20 protein-coding genes are annotated in these 20159 nt (G+C 67.2%); 3 read left to right on the top strand and 17 right to left on the bottom strand.

Going from position 1 to position 20159, the window contains the following annotated elements:
* Nucleotides 1–5 precede the first annotated feature (5 nt).
* The 6 genes from JOE31_RS17465 to JOE31_RS17440 all read right to left on the bottom strand — a co-directional run bounded on the left by JOE31_RS17465 (nucleotide 6) and on the right by JOE31_RS17440 (nucleotide 5833).
* On the bottom strand, nucleotides 6–1370 hold the full coding sequence (locus JOE31_RS17465; protein ID WP_209746753.1) for a UDP-glucose/GDP-mannose dehydrogenase family protein: 1365 nt from the start codon (nucleotides 1368–1370) through the stop codon (nucleotides 6–8).
* Nucleotides 1367–2551, bottom strand: coding sequence for a glycosyltransferase family 1 protein (locus JOE31_RS17460; RefSeq protein ID WP_307864442.1), 1185 nt, complete (start codon nucleotides 2549–2551; stop codon nucleotides 1367–1369). The genes JOE31_RS17465 and JOE31_RS17460 overlap by 4 nt, the downstream gene beginning before the upstream one ends.
* Before the next feature lie 225 nt (nucleotides 2552–2776).
* On the bottom strand, nucleotides 2777–2929 hold the full coding sequence (locus JOE31_RS17455; RefSeq protein ID WP_209746751.1) for a hypothetical protein: 153 nt from the start codon (nucleotides 2927–2929) through the stop codon (nucleotides 2777–2779).
* An 85-nt stretch (nucleotides 2930–3014) separates the two neighbouring features.
* Complete coding sequence (locus tag JOE31_RS17450) at nucleotides 3015–3968, bottom strand: hypothetical protein (RefSeq protein WP_209746749.1); 954 nt, start codon at nucleotides 3966–3968, stop codon at nucleotides 3015–3017.
* Nucleotides 3969–4158: 190 nt separating this feature from the next.
* Nucleotides 4159–4407 carry a hypothetical protein gene (locus tag JOE31_RS17445; protein ID WP_209746747.1) on the bottom strand — a complete coding sequence of 83 codons (249 nt, stop codon included), beginning with the start codon at nucleotides 4405–4407 and terminating at the stop codon, nucleotides 4159–4161.
* Nucleotides 4400–5833 (bottom strand): flotillin family protein, encoded by a 1434-nt coding sequence (locus JOE31_RS17440; RefSeq protein ID WP_209746745.1) that lies wholly within the window; start codon nucleotides 5831–5833, stop codon nucleotides 4400–4402. The genes JOE31_RS17445 and JOE31_RS17440 overlap by 8 nt, the downstream gene beginning before the upstream one ends.
* Nucleotides 5834–6084: 251 nt before the next feature.
* On the opposite strand from JOE31_RS17440, the gene JOE31_RS17435 reads away from it, so the two are divergent.
* Entirely contained in the window at nucleotides 6085–7470 is a 1386-nt protein-coding gene (locus tag JOE31_RS17435; protein WP_209746743.1) for a phenylacetate--CoA ligase family protein, read from the top strand.
* Nucleotides 7471–7483: 13 nt separating this feature from the next.
* Here JOE31_RS17435 and fdxA read toward each other — a convergent pair whose 3' ends face one another.
* From fdxA to JOE31_RS17385, 10 genes are all read right to left on the bottom strand, one after another.
* On the bottom strand, nucleotides 7484–7810 hold the full coding sequence (fdxA, locus tag JOE31_RS17430) for a ferredoxin (protein WP_209746741.1): 327 nt from the start codon (nucleotides 7808–7810) through the stop codon (nucleotides 7484–7486).
* A 6-nt stretch (nucleotides 7811–7816) separates the two neighbouring features.
* Nucleotides 7817–9307: an aldehyde dehydrogenase family protein gene (locus JOE31_RS17425; protein WP_209746739.1), complete on the bottom strand. Its 1491-nt coding sequence runs from the start codon at nucleotides 9305–9307 to the stop codon at nucleotides 7817–7819.
* Nucleotides 9308–9342: 35 nt separating this feature from the next.
* Nucleotides 9343–10131 (bottom strand): SDR family oxidoreductase, encoded by a 789-nt coding sequence (locus JOE31_RS17420; protein WP_209746737.1) that lies wholly within the window; start codon nucleotides 10129–10131, stop codon nucleotides 9343–9345.
* Complete coding sequence (locus JOE31_RS17415; protein WP_245199239.1) at nucleotides 10131–11126, bottom strand: dihydrodipicolinate synthase family protein; 996 nt, start codon at nucleotides 11124–11126, stop codon at nucleotides 10131–10133. Before JOE31_RS17415 ends, JOE31_RS17420 begins: the two co-directional genes overlap by 1 nt.
* Before the next feature lie 38 nt (nucleotides 11127–11164).
* Nucleotides 11165–11986, bottom strand: coding sequence for an enoyl-CoA hydratase-related protein (locus JOE31_RS17410; RefSeq protein ID WP_307864441.1), 822 nt, complete (start codon nucleotides 11984–11986; stop codon nucleotides 11165–11167).
* Complete coding sequence (locus JOE31_RS17405) at nucleotides 11983–13242, bottom strand: CaiB/BaiF CoA-transferase family protein (RefSeq protein WP_209746735.1); 1260 nt, start codon at nucleotides 13240–13242, stop codon at nucleotides 11983–11985. The genes JOE31_RS17410 and JOE31_RS17405 overlap by 4 nt, the downstream gene beginning before the upstream one ends.
* Entirely contained in the window at nucleotides 13239–14621 is a 1383-nt protein-coding gene (locus JOE31_RS17400; RefSeq protein WP_209746733.1) for an FAD-dependent oxidoreductase, read from the bottom strand. Before JOE31_RS17400 ends, JOE31_RS17405 begins: the two co-directional genes overlap by 4 nt.
* Before the next feature lie 9 nt (nucleotides 14622–14630).
* Nucleotides 14631–15980, bottom strand: coding sequence for an MFS transporter (locus JOE31_RS17395; protein WP_209746731.1), 1350 nt, complete (start codon nucleotides 15978–15980; stop codon nucleotides 14631–14633).
* Between the two features lie 163 nt (nucleotides 15981–16143).
* Nucleotides 16144–16743, bottom strand: coding sequence for a helix-turn-helix domain-containing protein (locus JOE31_RS17390; RefSeq protein ID WP_011690944.1), 600 nt, complete (start codon nucleotides 16741–16743; stop codon nucleotides 16144–16146).
* Between the two features lie 293 nt (nucleotides 16744–17036).
* Complete coding sequence (locus JOE31_RS17385) at nucleotides 17037–17498, bottom strand: DUF4383 domain-containing protein (protein ID WP_209746729.1); 462 nt, start codon at nucleotides 17496–17498, stop codon at nucleotides 17037–17039.
* A gap of 140 nt (nucleotides 17499–17638) precedes the next feature.
* Here JOE31_RS17385 and JOE31_RS17380 point away from each other — a divergent pair, with 140 nt between their 5' ends.
* On the top strand, nucleotides 17639–18256 hold the full coding sequence (locus JOE31_RS17380; RefSeq protein WP_209746727.1) for a hypothetical protein: 618 nt from the start codon (nucleotides 17639–17641) through the stop codon (nucleotides 18254–18256).
* A 62-nt stretch (nucleotides 18257–18318) separates the two neighbouring features.
* The gene (locus JOE31_RS17375) at nucleotides 18319–19635 is read left to right on the top strand and encodes a DUF6350 family protein (RefSeq protein ID WP_209746725.1); all 1317 of its coding nucleotides are present in this window, start codon (nucleotides 18319–18321) and stop codon (nucleotides 19633–19635) included.
* A 67-nt stretch (nucleotides 19636–19702) separates the two neighbouring features.
* On the opposite strand, the gene JOE31_RS17370 is transcribed toward JOE31_RS17375, so the two are convergent.
* A complete protein-coding gene (locus tag JOE31_RS17370; protein WP_209746723.1) occupies nucleotides 19703–20134 on the bottom strand; it encodes a hypothetical protein in 432 nt (143 codons plus the stop codon).
* Nucleotides 20135–20159 lie beyond the last annotated feature (25 nt).

Below are 20159 nucleotides of genomic sequence, written 5' to 3'. Positions count from 1 at the left end.
GCTTGTCACGTGATCGGCTGTGGAACCAGCCCCGCTCCCGTCCCCAGCCCGCGAACCGTCCAGCCCTCCGCCTGCCATGCTGCGGCGTCCAGGACGTTGCGCGCGTCCAGCACCGTGCGGCGTCGCACCAGCGCCCCCGCAACCACCGGCGACAACGAACGGTATTCGTCCCACTCCGTCAGCAGCAGCACCAACTCGGCGCCGTCGAGCGCCCGGTCGGTGCACGCCTCGAACCGCAGCTGCGGGTACCGCATCGCCGCATGGGTGACAGCCTTCGGATCGGTCACGGTCACGTGCGCTCCGGCCGCGGCCAGCTGCAGGGCGACGTCCAGGGCAGGGGAATCCCGGATGTCGTCAGTGTCCGGTTTGAACGCTGCACCCAGCACCGCCACCGCCCGGCCGGACAGAGTGCCGCCACACAGCCCGCTGGCGATCTCCACTGTCCGCGATCGCTGGCCCAGGTTGATGGCATCCACCACACCCATCCACTCGTCCACCGACCCCACACCGAGGGCGGCCGCCTGGGCCCGGAAACTGCGGATGTCCTTGGGCAGGCAGCCGCCGCCGAACCCCAGCCCGGCATGAAGGTACCGGCTGCCGATCCGCGGATCCAGGCCCATCGCTTCACTCAGCTCGGTGACGTCCGCCCCGGACGCGTCACACAGTTCGGCCATCGCGTTGATGAAACTGACCTTCGTGGCCAGGTACGCGTTCGCCGCCGACTTGATGAGTTCCGCCGTGGCAAAGTTGCACACCAGCCGCGGAATCCCGGCGCTCAGCAGCGGCCCGTACACGGCATCCAGGGCTGCGGTCACACCGCGCGCGGCACCGCTCGCCCGATCAAAAGCGGCGGCCTTTCCTCCCGGAACGCCGTAAACCAGGCGGTCCGGCACCAGCGAATCCTTCACCGCGGTGCCCTGCCGCAGGAACTCCGGATTCCAGCCGAGCAGCACATCAGGCCGGCCTGACAGCATTCCCGCCAGCACGTCGACGGTCCCCACCGGCACCGTTGATTTACCCACGACGGCGGAGCCCCGGCCCAGGTGCGGCAGGAGACTTTCGGTGGCGGCCAGCAGGTAGCTGAGGTCGGCGCCGTCGGACGTCTTGGACTGCGGGGTGCCCACGCAGAGAAAGTGCACGCGCGCGCCGGCCGCGTCCGCGAAGTCGGTGGAGAACGTCAGCCGTCCGGTGGCCCGGCCGTCCTGCAGGAGCTCGTCCAGGCCCGGTTCGAAAAACGGGGCGAAACCTCGGGCCAACTGCTCCACCTTGGCGGCGTCGACGTCGATGCCCACCACAGTGTGCCCCATCGACGCCAGCGTTGCGGCGTGCACGGCACCAAGATACCCGCAGCCGATCACGGAAATTCTCACAGCGTTGCTCCTCTTTTGGTTTGCACAGGCTCAACCACCGGGAGCCGTCCGACAGGCTCAAGCACCGGTTCACCGGCGATCACTGCCCGGTAATGCCGGACCAGCTCCGCGCTCAACGCCGGCCACGTCCGCCCCTGCACCGAGGCGTGGGCTGCCGCGGCGAACGCGCGGCGTTTGGCGTCGTCGCCTATCAGGTCCATGACATGTGCCCGCAGTCCGGCGAGGTCGCCCGGCTTGTACAGCCAGCCGGTGCGGGAATTCTCCACCAGGTCCAGCGGACCGCCCCGGCCCGTGGCCACCACCGGCACGCCCGACGCCATGGCCTCCTGGATGGTCTGGCAGAAGGTCTCAAACTCACCCGGATGCACGAACAGGTCGAAGGACGCCACCGCCCTGGCCAGCTGCTCACCGCCCAGGAACCCCGTAAACACGGCGTCCGGCAGGGCTTCCTGCAACGCCTCGCGCTGCGGGCCGTCGCCCACGATCACCAGCCGCGTGCCAGGCACATCGGCCAGCACGGCCAGGTCCTCCACCTGCTTTTCAACGGCCAGCCGGCCCACATAGCCGATGATCCGCTCGCCGCCCGGGGCCACGGATGCCCGCCACCCGTCGTCGCGCTTTCCCGGCGCAAACCGCGCGGTATCCACACCGCGCCGCCACATGTCCACCCGCAGAACTCCGCGGCCGCGCAACTGGTTCAGCGCGAAAGTCGATGGCACCAGCGTCCGGGAAGCCAGCAGATGGATGTTCTCCACCCGGTTCCAAGCCCAGTTCTCCATAAACGGCACACCGTAGCGCGCCGCGTAGCTGGGGACCTCGGTCTGGTAGATCGCCACCGTCGGAATCCCCAGCTGGTGCGCCGCCTGCACCGCCCGCCAGCCGAGCACGAACGGGGACGCAAGGTGAACAACATCAGGCGCGTAATCGGCAAGGATTCTCTTGACCCGGTTCACACCGCCCAGCGCCACCCGCACGTTCGTGTAGCCGGCCAGCGGCACCGACGGAAGCCGGTGCACGAACGCGCCGTGCACCACATCCAGGACCTCCGTGTCCTGGGTGGACGGGGCGATCACCATAACGTCATCGCCCCGCTCCTGCAGGTGCTCAAGCACCCGAAGGATGGAGTGCGTAACCCCGTTCATCAATGGCAGGAATGATTCGGCAACGATTGCGATCCTCACCCCTCCACGGTGCGGGCGGCGCGTTGCGCCGAGGGGGAGCAGGCATGACCGGAAAGGGAAGGTTGGGTTAACAGCCGGACTGGGTTGAAACACGACGACGGCGGTGCTCGCCGCCGGGGGCCGCTGCCGCGGTCACTCGGGGGTGGACCGGCCCTTCACCGGGCCGGGACACTGCCCCCTGCCACCTCCAGGCAGGCAAGGGACAGCATCCGGGCGGTCCCGGCGTCAGCGGCCGGCCACCTCGCTTGCCCGACCCATCGGGTCGGGCCAGTTGCCGATGCGGGCGTTCATGGGGTCGGGCCAGTTGCCGATGCGGGCACGGGCAGGTGCGGAGCGGACGATTGCGGTGGCGCTGAAGTGCTGGGTGTGGATGGACATGACTTTTCTCCTGACTGAGTTTTGATCCTTACGCCGGCGGCGTAGGTGGGCCTGCTCTGCCTGAATGAGCGCAGAGGTGACCTGCTCAGTCGGGGGAAGACCCCGGATCGAAGGACGGGCTCGCGGCCAGGGTCAGCGCCGCGTCGGGCACCAGGCAGTGTCCGGCGTCGTGCAGCGGGTTCCAGAACCCGGCGACGTCGGCCGCTGCCTCGGCGCCGGCGCTGCCGGTGCCTGTCGGCCCCGAACCGGACTGGTTCTGGGGGCTGGCGAAACGCAGTTCCATGTCCTGCCCGGGCGCCGGCGCCGCCGAAACAACGTAGCCAATCGTGGCGGCCAGGGCCCGCATGGCCTGCGTATTCGCCAGGAACTGCAGCGGTGAAACCGCGCCGCGGTCCGGCAGCGGAGCGGCGCTGACTTCCTCGGGGTGCACACGGCCGGCAGGGGAAACCGCCTCAACGCCCCTGACAGGTTCCGCCGCTTGCGAGCGAACGGCCGACGGCGGGGCATCAGTTCCGCCCGAACGCCCGGGGGCGGCCGCCTCCGGCAACTGCAGCGGAACGTGCGGCAGTGGAACCTCAGGCAGCAGAACAGGTCCCGGCAGAGCGGGAACGGGCACGGCCGGAAGCTGCACCGTTGGAACAGCAATGTCCGGCAGTGCGGGTGCGAGGGAATCCACCACCGACACGACCCCGTCGGCTGTGGCGGTCACCGTTTCGCTGACCGTGTCAACGAACGGCGGGTCCGTGAGCGGAATATCCGTGATCAGCGGAGCGGCACTGTCTGCCACCTTTGCCACTACCTCTGGTGTCCCGCTGACCACCGGGTCCACGACGTCGACGACGGCCGCCGCTGTGTCGGAGACCGGAAACGGCACAGCGGCGACCGGAATCGGCACAGCGGCGACCGGAACCGCAACGTCCTGGATTGTTACAGCAGGGGTGCCCAGCGGGTCCGGATCATCGGATGCGGCGTTCGCGGTCCCGGCGAACCAGGCCATCCAGGCGAAGCAGAGAAGGACCCCCAGGAATAATGGGCGCAAGGCAGTCCGGCAACGATCACGGTAAATCCCGCCCACCCAGATCACCCCCAGAGGCAATGGAAAATCAGGATACGCCCGGTGCTGCCTGACCGTCCAGACCCCCGTGCTTGCGGAGTATCAGAGGGCAGACCGGCAAGCGCCGGCCTTCCTTCGCGCGACCCTCGGCGGCAAGGGCAGCCGGAAGCGCGGCTCACTGCCCGCCGTCGTGCCTTAACACCTCCGGAAGTTCATCCACATAGACGGTCTGCGGCGGATCGTAGTAGATGACCAGAACCTCGTCGCCCACGGCAAAAACACTCGTTTTGTCGAACGGGTGGGCGTGAAAGGCCATGGTGCCGCCAAGATACGGCAGCATGACTTCGCCGATGGTGCCCGGGCCGATGCGCCCCGTCACCCGCCCGATCTTGCCCGTTAAGCTGCGGTCCACGTCCTTACGCATCTGGGGCTTTCGCCGGTCGTTTGCCTTCCCTGCTGTTCTTCAGCGCCGAGGAGAGGGCCGGAAGGTAGTCGCCCACCTGGGCCAGGATCCCGCCCAGCATCTTGTTGACGCCTTCCCCGCCGTTGAGGACTGTCATCTGTCCCACGTGCGAGAACGGCTCCGCTGCCGCCGCGATGATGGCCGGCATGTTCTCGGCAAGTTGCTGCGAAATAACGGCGTCCTGGTTGGTCCCCAGCGCCTCGGCGCGGGCCTTGATGCCCTCCGCTTCCGCCAGCGCCTTGGCCTTGATGGCCGAGGCGGCGGCATCGCCGCGGGCCCGGGTTGCTGCAGCTTCTGCCTCGCCGGTGACCTTGGTGGCGCCGGCCGCGGCCGCAGCGGCGGTGGCATTTGCCTGGGCCTGCAGTTCCGTCCGCCGGGCGTTCACCTGGGCTTCGAGTTCGGTGCGGCGGGCCAGCGCCTCGGCGGCGCTGATGTCCGCCGCCTTCTGGCCCTCGGCGTCCGTGCGCTTGGCGTAGGCCTTGGCGTCGGCGGGCTTGCGGATGGTGGTTTGAAGTTTCTGCTCTTCACGGTCCGCCTCGAGCTTGGCTACCTCCGTTTCCTGGACCACCACCTGCTGCCGCGCCGTCGCATCCGCCAGCGGCCCGGCCTGGGCCGCGTTGGCCTTCGCCCGTTCGGCATTGGCCTGCGCCACCGACTGCCTTATGGCCGAAACGCTCTGCGCATCAGCAATGAGTGCGGCGGCCTCCGCTTCCTTCTCCGCCGCCTCGCGGTTCCTGGTGGCCTCGGCGATGCGGGCTTCCATCTTCACCTGGGCAATGTGCGGCTTGGCGATGTTCTGGATGTAGCCCGTGGGGTCCTGCAGGTCCTTGATCTGGAGCGAATCCACCACCAGGCCCAGCTTCTCCATTTCCACACCGCTGGCGCTGCGGACCTGTGAACCGAGCTTGTCCCGCTCGCGGATGATCTCTTCCATGGTCATGCTGCCAATGATCGACCTCAGGTGTCCTTCAAAGACGTTATAGACCTGGCTTTCCATTTTGGGCTGTTGGCCCAGAAAGCGCCTGGCCGCATTTGCAATGAACGGCGGGGCGTCGCCAATTTTGTAAATAACAACACCCTCCACAATTACCTGGATGCCCTGCGAGGTAACACAGGAAACTTTGAGCTCAGTTTCGTTCAGGGTGAGTGAGAGGGTTCGTACTGTCTGAAGACCGGGAAATACCAGCGCACCCTTGCCGGTGACAATCTTAAAGTCCATTCCGGCCCGTGTTTCCAGGGTTCCGCGGGTCAAGCCGGAGATGATCAGGGCCTCGTTAGGTTCAGCCACCTTCCACATCAGCTTTATTGCCACCCAGATAAAGCCGACGACGAGAACCACCCCGATGATGGCAGCAATTAGCGGGAAGAATGCTGACAAGTCCGGCATGGCCAGGTCCTTTCGAGGGTGTGGATCAGGCATTTCGGTAAAGCCCCAATATTCCAGCTGTTCGTTCCTGAAAGGCCGGAATGCGGGTAATTCCGAACGGCCGGGCCAGCTGTTGTAGACAGTCTGATCGGCGTCCGCCGGGAAGTCCAGCAATTCGGCGGGACAGGGGGAAGAAGGCCCCTGTTATGGTGCCTGCAGCTGTGGAAAGCTGGGACATGGGTCCGAGGACTGATCCGGAGAGGACATCTGCCATGCGTGGAATTCCCGGATGGGCCCTCCGGGTCGCGTGGGACACCTGGTGCGCCGAGCGCGGGGGCCTCGAAGCGATCAACCGCCTGCAGCAGGCCCGGCTTGCTGAACTCGTGGAGTTCGCCCGGTCCGCGTCGCCATACTATCGCCGCCTTTACCGGGACCTCCCGGACACGGTCGCCGAGCCGAGCCAGCTTCCGCCGGTGGGCAAACGCGACCTGATGGCGAACTTCGACGACTGGGTGACGGACCCGCACATCTCGTTGGCGAAGCTAAAGTCGGAACTGCTCTCCGACCTCTCACAGCTGGGCAGCCTCTACCGCGGGCACTACCTGGTGGTGACCACGTCCGGGACGTCGGGTGAGCCGGCCGTCCTGATCCATGACCGGTTCTCCTGGGTGATGGTGAACGTGGTGGTCCGGGTCCGGGAACGCCATACCCTGGTGAGGGCCTCGGAAGTGCGGGACTTCCTGCTCCGCGGAGTGCGGGCGGCGGCCCTCGTGGCGGCTGGCGGCCACTACGCCGGTGTCGTGTTGACCGAAAACGCCCGACGGCGTGCCCCCGCCATTGCCCGGCGCCTCCGGGTCTTCTCGGTACTCCGGCCCCTCCCGGAGCTGGTGGCGGAACTCAACACCTTCAAACCGACCCTGCTCTTCGGCTATCCGAGCGCGGTGATCCAGCTCGCCGCGGAGCAGAAAGCCGGGCGGCTCAGGATACGGCCTGTCCTGGCCATTTGTTCCGGCGAGAACCTGTCCGCCACCGGACAGGCATCCATCGAAGCGGCGTTCGGCTGCCGGGTCACCCAGCGCTATCTTTCCTCGGAGGTCCCGGCGCTGACCAGCCAGTGCCGGCACGGCGCCTTCCACGTCAACACGGACTGGTACATCCTCGAACCCGTGGACGCGAACTACGCGGCGGTCCCGGCCGGAAACACCTCCCACACAGTACTCGTCACCAACCTTGCCAACCGGGTGCAGCCACTGCTCCGCTACGACCTCGGCGACCGGGTCACGGTTGCGACGGAACCGTGCCGGTGCGGCAGCCCGTTTCCGTCCGTCAGTATCGACGGCCGGACGGGGGACCTTGTCTCCTTTGCGGCACCGGACGGGAGCACCGTAACAGTCCTCCCGCTGGCACTCGGCACGGTGATCGAGGACACACCAGGCGTGCGCAGGTTCCAGGCCATCCGCACGGGACCGGGGAACCTGAGGGTGCGGCTCGAGGCGTTGCCGGGTGCCGCCTTGGCCGGCGTGCGCACAGCGGTGACGGAGCGGCTGGACGGGTACTTCGCTGCCGTTGGCGCCGGACCGGTTGCGATAGAGCATGCGGATGAGTTGCCCCGGCCCGACCCCAGTGGAAAGTTCCGGCAGGTCTGGTCCGCGGGGTGAGCAGACACTGGGGTTAGTGGGCGGGTTCTGCCACCGGCTGGGCCGCCACCACCGGGTGGTCCCGGCCCAGGTTGCCCAGGCCCGAGGCGCCCTGCGGTGACCCCAGTTCCTCGAAGAACTCCACGTTGGCCCGCACGTAGTCGGCCCACTCGTCCGGGACGTCGTCCGAGTAATAGATGGCCTCGACCGGGCATACGGGATCGCACGCGCCGCAGTCCACGCACTCGGACGGGTGGATGTAGAGCGAGCGTTCGCCCTCGTAAATGCAGTCCACCGGACACTCGTCGATGCAGGCCTTGTCCTTGACATCCACGCACGGCTGCGCGATCACGTAGGTCATGGCGCGCTACACACCGGTGTAGACGGTTTTGCCCCAGGTGAAGAAGTCCAGTGCGGACCTCCCCTGTTCGCGGAACGTGTTGGTGGAGGAGTCCTTCACGCCGCCGAACGGCACGTTCAGGTCCAGGCCCGCCGTCGGCCGGTTGACCTTGACCACGCCGGCCTGCGCCCGGGCGGCGAAGTCGGTGGCGAGCTTCAGCGAATCCGTGCAGATGCCGGCGGTGAGGCCGTAGCGGGAGTCGTTGATCGCGGCGAGACCGGCTTCGTAGTCGGCCACTTCGAGGACAGCTACCACCGGCCCGAAGATCTCCTCGGTGACGGCGGCGTCGTCGAACGGCAGACCGGTGAGCACGGCGGGCGGAAAGAACAGCGGGCGGTCCGCGTCGCCGTCGTGCGTTCCGTCCAGGATCCCGGAACCGGCCAGCAGCGTGGCTCCCCGTTCGACGGCGGAACGCACCGCCGCGGTGTTCTGCTCGAACTGCTGGCTGCTCACCACGGCGCCCATGGCTGCGTCCATGCCGTCGCCGGGGGTATAGGCGGCGGCTTCCTCGGTAAGCGCGTCAAGGAACGCGGCGCGGATGCCCGGCATGACGTAGACGCGGGACGTGGCGGTGCAGGCCTGGCCGGTCAGCGCGAAGGCGCCGCCGGCCACCACCTTGGCGGCCTTGCGGGCGTCGGCGTCGTCCAGTACCAGGACACCGTTCTTGCCGCCCATTTCCAGCTGCACGCGGGCGCGGCGTGCGTTGAGGATTTCCTGCAGGCCCAGTCCCACGTTGGTGGAACCGGTGAAGGACAGCCCGGCGATGCGCCGGTCGCGGGCCAGGGCGTCGCCCACCACGCGGCCCTTGCCGTGCACCACGTTGAACACCCCGGCGGGCAGCCCCGCGTCCTGCAGGGCCCGGGCGAGGTGGGTGGCGGAGAGCGGCGTCAGCTCGGCGGGCTTGATGACCACGGCGTTGCCGCTGATCAGTGCGGGGGCGGATTTCCACGCCGGGATGGCGATGGGGAAGTTCCAGGGGGTGATGAGTCCGACGACGCCGAGCGGCTCGCGGCGGGTGGTGATGGTGGTGTCCGGCAGGCCGCTGGGCAGCACCTCACCGGTGGCTGCCCAGCCGAGGGAACCGAAGAAGCGCAGCACGTCGGAGGCACGTTTGACCTCGCCCTTGGCTTCGGCGAGGGTCTTGCCTTCCTCCCGGACCAGGTCCTCGGCGATGGCGGCCTGGCGCTCGATCAGCAGGTTTCCGGCCGTGATGAGGATTGCGCCGCGGGACGGTGCGGGCAGTGCTGCCCATCCCGGCTGCGCTGCCGCGGCGGCCGTGATGGCGGCGTCCACGTCAGCGGCGGTGCCGCTGGGGGAGAGGGCGGCGAGTTCGCCCGGGCGGGCCGGGTTCACCCGCTCGGTGTCCGCCTCGCCCAGCCATTCGCCGTTGATCAGGTGCCGGGCGGTGATGAGTTCGCGGTCGGTGGATGAAGAGACGTCGGTCGCTGTGGAAGTCATGGTGTTCCTTTGGAAGATCGTGAATGGGGGGAGGCCTACAGGCTGCGGATCAGGCCGCCGTCGCACCGGAGCGCGACGCCGGTGATGTACGACGCCGGGGCGCTGCAGAGGAAGGCGGCGGCGGCGCCGAACTCCCCGGGTTCGCCGTAGCGGCGGGCGGGGATGGTCTTGCGGGACTCGAGCTGGATTTCCTCGACCGTCGTGCCGCGCCGCTTGGCGGCGGCCTGGTCGAGTTCGGCCACGCGGTCCGTGGCGATCCGCCCCGGAAGGAGCATGTTCACCGTGACGGCGTCCAGGGCCACCTCGGCGGCGAGGGTTTTCAGGTAGCCGGCCAATGCCGCCCGCCCTGTGTTGGAAACGGCCAGGTTGGGCAGCGGCGCCGCCACTCCGCTGGAGCCGACGGCGAGGATGCGGCCCCAGCGCCGTTCCCGCATGCCCGGAAGCACGCGGGAGATCAGGGCGTGGTGCGGCTTGACCAGCAGTTCGAAGGCCGCGGCAATGTCCTCGGAGCTGAGTGTTGCGGCAGCCCCTGGCCTGGGCCCGGGGCCGTTGAGCACCAGGATGTCGACGGGGCCGAGGTCCGCCACGGTCTGTTCGACGGCGGAGTCGATGCCTTCCGGCGTGGTGAGGTCCGCCTCGATGGCGATGGCACCTGTTCCGTACGCGGTGTGCAGGTCCGCGGCGATCTCCTTGGCCCGGTCTCGCCTGCGGCCTGTGACTGCGACGCGCACGCCTTCGGCGGACAATGCGCGGGCCACGGCCAAGCCAAGACCGCCGGTCGAGGCCGCCACAAGGGCTGTTTTTCCGGCGATTCCGAGGTCCATCAGAAGCTCCCTACAGAGGTGTGGCTGGTGGCAATATGCGGTGCGGCGTTGGCTTGAGCCGGGCCAGCCGGGGATTCCAGCGCGGCAGCTGCCTCCCGCAGATGGGTGAGCATGCTGTAGCGCAGCTTCTCCGGGAATGCCGCGGCCGGAGCCCGGACGCCGGAATCCGTGATGAGGCCGCGCTTCCGCAGGCACTCTTTGCGGACGGCCAGCGCGATTTTGGCCTGCTGCTCGAAATTGATCAGCGGCAGGTACGGCAGCAGCTGGTCGCGTGCGGCTTCATAGCCGTCGCGCTGCCACGCCCGGACGCAGGCGATCAGTGCCTCGGGATAGGAGAATCCGGTCATGGCTCCCGCCGCGCCGGCCATGAGTTCGTCCAGCAGGCCCTGCCCGCCCAGTCCGCCGAACACGGACACTCCGACGGCGGCCGTAAGGTCCGCGATGGCAACGCTGGTGGGCGGTGCTTCCGCCTTCACCGCGACCACGAAGCTGCACCACGTCACCACTGACACGAGGGCCGTGGTGCTGATGCTGACGCCGCTGGCCAGCGGGTAGTCCTGCAGCACCACCTTGGCGCCGGTGGCCCGGTGGATGGCGTCCAGGTGGGCGATCACCACCTCCGGCCGGGGCGAGTTGGCCTGTACCATCACGGCCGCAAGGCGCTCGCCGGCCACAGCCTGGGCAGCCGTGATTTCGTCGATGGCGGGCCTGGTTGCCAGTGCGGTGATGCCCACAACCAGTGGCAGGTCCGTGCATTCGACGGCGATCTCGAGCACCTGGCGCCGCTCCTCAGCGGTCAGTGCGGCCGCTTCGCCGAACACACCCAGGACGGTCAGCCCCGTGGCGCCGATGGCTTCGTAGTGTTCCACCAGCCCGGAGAGGCTGTCCAGGTCAACATCCAGGGTGCTGCCCTGGAAGGGTGTGGCAACAACGCCCCAGACGCCCGGTGACAGCGACTCGCGTGCCGAGCTGTCCATTGAGGGTGCGTCCTGCATCGGGTTCTCCTTTTGTTCGTTCTGCATCTCGTTCTGCATCAGCGGCCGGGCCAGACCGGCGGCCGCTTTTCCTGGAAGGCGCGCACACCTTCGGCCGAGTCCTCGCTGTCCAGCGCGGCCATGAGGGCCGGCAGCCGGAGCCCGCGGGCCTCCGTGGCGGTGAGGTGCCCGGTTTGCGTGACCATCTGCTTCACGGCCCGGACGGAGGTGGGGGCGCAGGCGAGGATCTGGTCCACCCAGCGCTGCACTGCGGCGTCGAGCTCGTCTGCCGGGACCACCTCGTTGACCAGTCCCATGGACTGCATTTCCGCGGCGTCCGCCTTCCGTCCGGTGAGCAGCATTCCCATCGCCTGCGTGTAGGGGATGCGGCGCACCAGCTGGTGGATGCCGCCGTCGAGCGCCAAACGCCCCACGCGCGGTTCCGTCAGGCCGAATCTGGCGTTCTCCGACGCCACCACGATGTCGGCGCCGAGCACGATCTCCATGCCGCCGCCCAGCGCGTAGCCGTTGACCCGGGCGATCACCGGGATGTCCAGCGACGTGCGCAGGCTGAGGCCGCCGAAGCCGTTGGGGTCCAGGCCGGCCCAATACTCCAGGCCGGTCTTGTCCACGGCGGAGGCGGACATGTCCGCCCCGACGCAGAATGCCCGGGTGCCTGCGCCGGTGACCACCACGGCGCGGACGTCGGAGTCGGCCTCGAGCTGGTCCCAGATTTCGTTGAGCCGGGCCTGGGCAGTGCCGTCGACGGCGTTGAGCACGTGCTGCCGGTCGATCACCACGGTGGCGACGTGGTTCTCGATGGTCAGGGTGACCTGGTCCACTGTGTTCGGGACTGCGGTGGCCTCTGCGACAGCCGTCACCGCAGGACCCCCAGCTGCTGCAGGCGTTCGATGGTTTCCGCATCGAAGCCGTTCTCCAGCAGGACCTCCACGTTGTGCTCGCCGAGCCGCGGCGCCACGCGGCGGACGGTGGGCGGGGTGGCGGAGAGCCGGATCGGCGCGTTGAGCATGCGCACCGTGCCGACGCCGGGGTGTTCGGCCTCCACGATCATGCCGTTGGCCTCCGTCTGGGCATCGGCCAGGGCCTGCTCCAGGGTGTGGACCGGGGCGTTGAGCAGCCCCTGGTCTTCCAGCCTGCCGGTCCAATACTCAGTGGTGTTGGTGGCGATGCGCTCGCGGAAGATGGCCTGCAGCGCCGGCTTGTGCTGGAACTGCTGCTCCAGGTTGGCGAACTCGGGCCGCCGGGTGAGGTCCTCGTCCAGCCCCAGCGCTTCGGAGATGCGGGCCAGCGGGTCCGGGGTGAAGCCGCCCACCATGCACACGGCGCCGTCGGTGGTTTCGAACACGCCGCTGAGCGGCATGGCGCCCCAGTTGACCTCGTAGCCGCGGTTCAGCTGCATGCACGCCTCCTGCATCTGCAGGTGCAGCATGGAGTCGTACATGGTCACCTCCACCTTCTGGCCCGCGCCGGACGTTTCCCGGGTGCGCAGCGCCAGCAGGATGCCCTGCATCAGGTGCATGCCGGTGATGTAGTCGCAGAGCGTGGTGGGGTAGATGGACGGCTTCTGGTCGTCCGATTCCCGCCGCCACATCACACCCGAATAGGCTTGCGCGATCGCGTCCTGGCCGCCCTTGTGCGAGTACGGGCCCACGGGGCCGAAGCCGGTGCCCGACGCCCAGATGATGCCCGGATTCTCGGCCTTGAGTTCCTCGTAGCCGAAGCCCATCCGCTCCATCACGCCGGAGCGGAAGTTGCTGACCACCACATCCGCGTCCGCCATGATGGCGTGCAGGACGTTTCGGCCTTCCTCAGTGCGCGTATCGATGGAGACGCTCCGCTTGTTCCGGTTGATGGACAGGAAGATCGGGTTGTCCTGGCCGTCCTTGTCCGGGAACGAGTTGCGCGAGATGTCGCCGGCGCCGGGCCGTTCCACCTTGATGATGTCTGCTCCATAGTCGCCCAGCAGCTGGGTGCAGGACGGGCCCATGAACACCTGGGTGAAGTCCACGATCTTGATGCCGTCCAGCGGCAGCGGAGTGGCGGTGGGTTCCGCCGCGGCGGCGGGCGCCGCCGTCGTGCGTTCCGGCTCTGTCGATTCCAACGTCAATGTGCTCATGCCGGAACCGCCGCATCGGCGTCTACGGTGGCGTTCGACGACGGGACGTCGCCCGGGTCGGCGCCGTGCCGGCGCATGCCCTGCTGGATGTCCAGGGCGGAGACGTCCCGGACCAGGAGGCCGTTCTCGACGGCGAGGGCTGCGGCGACGCCGACGGCCTGGCCCATGGCCATGCAGGGCGGGATCTCGCGGGACATCTTCTGGGCTTCCGGGGTGGCGGAGTAGTGCCGGCCGGCCACCAGGAGCTGGTCCACTTCCTTGGGCAGCAGCGAGCGGTAGGGGTAGTAGTAGTCGCGGCCGCGGGCCACGGTGTCGGCGAAGTGGCGGCGCTGCGTGACGTCGTCCTTGGTCATGACGTACTCGCCCTGCAGCAGGCGGGTCTGGCGGACGCCCATCTGGGAGGCGACGTCCAGCATGTAGCAGTTTTCGAAGCCGGGCAGGTTGGCGCGGACGTAGTCCACGGCCTCGGAGATCCGGTCGCGGGCGGCGAACTCGGCGGCGGTCATGTCTGCCGGGTCCGTGCCGTCGAAGCCGGTCATGTGCGGGGCGTTGCACCAGACCACGCCGTCGATGGGGGTCTTGAGCCACCACAGTTCCCAGGCGCCGCCGAGGAGACGCTTGATCTTGCGGTTGATGGCGCGGGCCTCCTTCGGGTTGGCCTGCTCGAAGGCCTCGGCCGCCTCCGTGTTCACGTTGCCCAGGCGGAAGACGAGCGTGGTGAGGTAGTTGTCCTTGGCGTAGCTGGCGCCGGCCCGGGAGGCGACGTCGATGTCGCCGGTGGTGTCGATGACGACGTCCGCCATGAACGCCTGCGGGCCCAGTTTCGTTTCGCAGATGACGCCCTTGATCACGCCGTTGTCCACAATGGGGCGGGAGAACCAGGAGTGTAGGCGGAGGTCCACGCCGGCCTCGCGGACGAGGTCGTTGGAGACGCGCTTCCAGCCGTCCGGGTCGAAGGCCGCGGCGTAGCAGATGGGCTTGGGGCTGGTGTGGGAGTGGAAGTCGAAGGTGCCGTAGCGGCCCCATTTGTTCCAGAGTTCCTCGGAGGTCTTGCGGTCATCGGCCGGCGGGACGACGGCCAGGCCCAGCTTCTGCAGCCGCTCCACGTATTCGGACACGATGCCCGTGACCGTGATTTCCTGGCCGTTGATCATGTCGTCCAGCACCAGGACCATGCCGCCGGAGGCCAGGCCGCCCAGTGATGAGTAGCGTTCCAGCAGGGTGACTTTGGCGCCGGAGCGGGCGGCGGTGACGGCGGCGGCCACACCTGCGGGGCCGCCGCCCACCACGAGGACGTTGGAGCGGGAGATGACCGGGGCGGTGAGATCCGCCGTCGTGGTGGCGAGTTCCAGGGAGCTGAATGTTGTGGAGGAGTTCATGGGGGATCCTTACTTTCCGACGAACAGGCCGTTGCTGCGGCGTGCGGCGAGGTAGAAGACGATACTGAGGATGGAGAGGACGGCCACGTAGACCGGGAAGATCCAGCTGAGGTTCAGGGACTGCAGCCAGACCAGCAGGTAGGAGGCGGTGCCGCCGAAGAGTGCCACGCCGATGCCGTAGCCCAGGGCCACGCCGGTGCCGCGGATGTTCTTGGGCATCAGGGACGAGCTGACCACGTTGTAGAGGGTCATGTTCAGCACCAGGACGATGGAGCCGCCGAGAAGGACGGCCGCGAAGCCGCCGATGCCGGGCTGGACGTACATCAGCATGAGGAACACGGAGGGGATGGCCAGGATGCGGGTGATCAGGAACCAGCGGGACATGGCCTTGCCGTCGGCAAGCTTGCCGATGATCCAGCTGCCGGCCACCAGGATGACGCCCAGGATGGTGGTGAGGGCGAAGACTGCGGTGGGATCTTCCTTGAATCCGCTGCGGGCCGCGCTGGGCAGGCCCACGTTCCAGGCGTAGTTGTAGGCCTGGGCTGCGCCCACCACGAAGATGATGGCCAGGACGGAGAGCCAATGCTTGCGGACTCCGGACCAGACGGCGCGGGGAGTGTTGGTGGCCATTTCCTCGGCCTTGAGTGTTTCCGGCAGCGAACGGCGCAGGTACAGGACCACGAAGCCGAAGAGGGCTCCGATGATGAACGGTACACGCCATCCCCAGTCACTCATCACGGCCCCGCCCAGGGTAAGGCTGCAGAGGAAGCTGATGAGCGAGGCCAGCAGGATGCCGATGTTCACGTAGAAGGACATGATGCCGGCCACGTAGCCTTCGCGGCCTTCGGGGGCCAGTTCCACGGCATGCGAGGTGGAGAGCGGGGCTTCGATGCCGGTGGAGATGCCCTGCAGGACACGGCAGACCAGCAGGATGATGCCGGCCCAGGCGCCGATCTGCTGGTAACTGGGCGTGATGGCGATGATGAGCGTGGTGCCTGCCATCAGCATGATGGACAGCAGCATGACGCGGCGTCGGCCCACCCTGTCCGCCAGGGTGCCGAGCAGGATTCCGCCCAGCGGACGGAAGGCGAAGCCGACGGCGAACACGGCCAGCGCGTTCAGAGTGGCGGAGAGCGGATCGGTGTTGGGGAAGAAGTTGGGGCCGATGAAGGCCGAGAGGAGGCCGAAGACCATCCAGTCGTACCATTCCAGGGCGTTGCCGAGGCCAAGGCCCAGCAGGCCCTTGCGGACTTCGGGAGTGAATTTTTCGTTTGAGCGGGTGGGGGATGAGTGGCTGGTGCGTGGAGACGGGACAACGTTGTCCGTCCCTCGGGGGTCCGTCGTTTGTGTTTCGAGCATGGAAATGTCCTTACGCTGACGCCCCTGAGGGCGTGGGAGGGTATGACGCATCGACGCCTGTTGGAACAGGCGTTTGATGCGAACGATGCAAGGAGTGTCTGCGGCCACGGAGTGTGTCCGGACAGTTAGGGGAAAACGCTGGTGCCGGTTGGGGTCGGCAGGGTTACCACGCGTGTGGTGCGTTGACCCAGATGGCTACGCATACCTCTTCGTAGCTGTTCTTGTACCAGTGCGGGATCTCTGAGGAGTAGGTGATCGAGTCGCCCTCCTCAAGGCTGTAGCAGACGCCGTCCAGGAAGACGTCCTTGCGGCCCGAGATGATGTAGCAGAACTCCTCACCGCTGTGGGTGAAGGGTGTTCCGCTCGTGTCATGCCCCGGGGGCGTGCTGATCCACTGCGCTTCGATGTTTCCGTCACGATTCGGGGTCAGCAGTTCGTGAACGGCTTCCCCTACCGACTCGCGGGTGACGTTTTTCAGGTTGCGCCGATCGGATTTTCGAACGACGGGGGATTTGGATTCATCCTGGCCAATGAAGAACCTCCCTACGGGGACGTCCAATCCGTGAGCCAGCTGTGCCAGCGTGGTGAAGGAAGGGTTGGCCAGGCCGCGTTCGATCTGGCTGACGATCGCCTGGCTGAGGCCGGTGATGTCCGAGAGCCGGGCGAGGGTCATGCCCTTAGCCTTGCGCATGGTGCGCACCTTGTTTCCGACAGTCGCCAGAAGTTCGCTGGTGGCCGGCGGGGCGGGAGTCTCGGTGGTCATTGCCGCATCCTTCGTTGGTGAGCTAACTCACACAACTATAGTGAAGATTTTCAGCCAGTCAATGGTTTTGCCTTGATTAAAGTAAAAATTTTCACAGGAATGAAGATTTCGGCGGTTCTGGAGACGCGATGCGCCGCCCCGGCCCCCGCCCGGCGTCGGCCCTTAAAGCAAAAAGCTGGTGCAGCCGCCTGCATCTACGCAGGGCAACTGCACCAACCGGTGGTTAAAACATTCAGATTGCTATGAAGCTTTCCTCATGAGCGGCTCCTTATGTCCCGGCTACGCGATCCGGGTTACCTGCGGTCCTCGGCCAGATGCCTCGAGAGGATCCAGCCGGCGCCAATCATCAGCACACCCAGCACCATGTGGGTCCAGTTATCCAAAGTGTTCAGCGACAGGAAATTGGCCGCCGAACCTACTCCGACAATGAGCCCGAAGATGCTGAGGACGATGTACAGCAAGCCAAAGCCCATAAGGAAGTTCCGGGCGCCCATTCCATTACGGGACATTACCCAGCCTGTAGCACCGATGACCAGCTGCACGATGTTCAGCAGCATGGACGTCTGGAACAGGCCAAGGAACATGGCGTGCGAATCAGGCCCAAGGAACCTTAGTTCGCCGTACTGCTGGGTAATGCCCGGGATGAACCCCAGGACACCCACCAACATCAGGACAATACCTACACCCATGCCGACGTTCTGGACATCCGTACGTCCAAAGTGAACACCATGTGCATGTGGGGATGCGGTAGTCATTTTTCTGCCTCCAACCACTGATTGCGGACAATCCAATTTTACGGCCGAGTAACGAAAAAAGCGCTGGGAGATGGGGACTTCTGCCCAGCGACAGAACCGCCACTGTCTGGTGAACTGACACCACCATGCGCCCTGTAACCGTGACCCTCCGAACCTTTGTGGCCGCCGTCGTGCTTCTGCTAACCGCCGGCTGCAGCGTGGCCGTGCCGGCCGAAAAGGCGCCCGCGGTGGGGGCGCTGAGGATGAGCGGGGAGACAGCCGTCCCGGAAGCCGGCGGCGACCGTCCCCTGAACCCCCGTCCCCTGAACCCCAGGCCCCTGAACCGGGCCGAACAGCTCCTGCCCAAGGTGAACGCGCAGCCGTGGGCGGCACCGCTGCCAGTGGTGGTGCAGTCGGCCAGCAAGGACATGCAGTGCTCCATCGACGCGGACGGGGCTGCCTGCCACCTGCTCACGGACGTTGCGCCCCGGCCGGGCGACATCAAGGGCCAGTGCACGGGGCTCAGTGAGTACTTTGGCGGATACGCGGTGGTAACGCTCGATGGCGGGGCCCAGTACGGGCTGTGCGGCAACGGAACGTCGCCCATGGAGGCGGAGGAAGTGGCGGGGCCGGCGTTCCCGGGGCCGTGGATCCAGGACGGCCAGACCGTGCGGCTGGGCAACATGGTGTGCGAACGGGCGCCGGTTGCCATGACCTGCGCGCATCTGCGGACGGGGCACGGCTTCATGATCAGCAGGGAGAACTACGAGCTCTGGTAACTCCGGGGTTTGAGCCTGTCGCAGACGGGTCCGGGGCGCCTCCCGTGACACCATGGAGCACGATGAAACTGCGCGCTGATCAGACCGGAGACCGTGGCATTCCCATGCCCTTGTGGCTGCAGGGAGCGCTCGAATCAGCGCAGGCGGCGGTCATTTCCGCGCTGGTGGTGCTGGCACCGATAGTCGCGGTGTGGGCCACGGCCGGATTCCAGAACAACAACTTCGACGCCCTGGCCCGGCTTGGCGGCCAGGCTTGGCTGCTGATCCACGGGGTGCCGCTGCACCTGACGACGGTGGCCGGGGAGTCCGCGGCGCAGCCGGAATCGGGCACCCTGTCGCTGATCCCCCTGGGCCTGACGCTGATCCCGTTCCTGCTCGCGTGGCGGGCGGGCCGGCGCCTGGCCCGGGCCTCCTACACGGACCAGCTCTGGCAGGCTCTCCTGGGTTCCTGGCTGGTGTACGCCGGGTTCGGCATGGCCACGGGCTTCGTGTGCCGGACGGACGACGTCGCCATCTTCCTCTGGTTCGCCGGGCTGATGCCGCTGGTCCCGTTCGGCCTGGGCATGGTGGTGGGTGCCCGGCGCGAAGCGGGGTCCTGGAGCCGGCTCATCGGCGTCGACGCCGTGGACTGGATTGCACGGACCAGCCAGCATTCCCGCTGGGCAGGGTCCTACCTGGGTTCCGCCATCAAGGCCGGTTTCGTCGCGCTGATGGCCGCCTTCACCATGTCCGCCGCGCTGCTGGCGGTGGACCTCTTTATCCACTGGGACCTGGTCATCGCCGTGTATGAAGGGCTCGACGCCGGCGCCATGGGCGGTGCCGTGCTCACCATCGCGCAGCTCGGCTTCCTCCCCAACCTCGCCGTCTTTGCGCTCGCCTGGACGTCCGGCTCCGGCTTCGCCCTGGGCGTCGGCTCGCAGGCCGGCCCGCTGGGAACCGCGGTCGGCCCGCTGCCGTCCATTCCGGTGTTCGCCGCCTTGCCTTCCGGTTCGCTCGATTACGGCTTCGTGGCTCTGGTGGTGCCCGTCCTGGCGGGCGCCCTGGCCGGCTGGTGGTTCCTGCGCGAAGGCGAAAACCACTTCGACGAATGGCTGTCCATCAAGGTCCGTGCCCGCTGGTTCACGGCATCGGCGTCAACCATAGTCCTCGGCGCCATCACCGGCGTGGCGGCGGGCCTGATGACCGCCGGCCTTGCTTGGATGGCGCGCGGATCAGCAGGGATCGGCCGCCTCACCGACATCGGACCGGACCCCTTGAACACGTCGCTGTGGGTGGCCGCCGAGGTGGGCGTCGGCGTCGTGATCGGCTATGCGGCGGGCCCCTGGCTGGAACGCCAGCAGAAGCTGCGTGAAGCGAACCTGGACACAGCGAAGCCCTAGGGAGCGCCGCCGTCGGGCGTTACTCCCGGAGGGTCAGCGGGCGGTGCGGCTCAGCGGGTGGTGCGGCTCAGCGGAGCTGGGCGGGGAGGGAGTTCTGCAGCTGCGTCTGGCACTGGGTCATGGCCTGCTGGGTGAGCGCACTGCGCGAGCACTGCTGGAAGTCCCGGACCTGGTTGAAGAACACTGCGGAGACCATGATCAGCAGGACCATCACCGCGGAGACCACCAGTCCTGAAATGGTCCCGAAAAACACAAGCTTGGATTCCTTCAGCTTGATGGCCCGGACCAGCACCATGATGCCGAGCACGATGCTCACGGCCGTGAGGAGGGAGGTCAGCCACAGGTAGGTGACGTCCAGCTGGTAGACGAAGAAGGCGCCCAGGACGGCAACGATGAAGGCACGGAACAGGTTGTGCGTCTTCAGCAGCGATGTCTTGGCAGCCTCGCTGAGGGGTTGCCGGGCCTGCTGGGGACCTGCGGGGTCCTTCGGGGGATTCATGTTTTCCAGCCTACGCGAGCGGCCC

The organism is Arthrobacter sp. PvP023, from assembly GCF_017832975.1.
Lineage (GTDB): Bacteria > Actinomycetota > Actinomycetes > Actinomycetales > Micrococcaceae > Arthrobacter.
The sequence above is the reverse complement of the archived record's forward strand: the minus strand, read 5'-3'. Positions and strand labels throughout refer to the sequence as shown.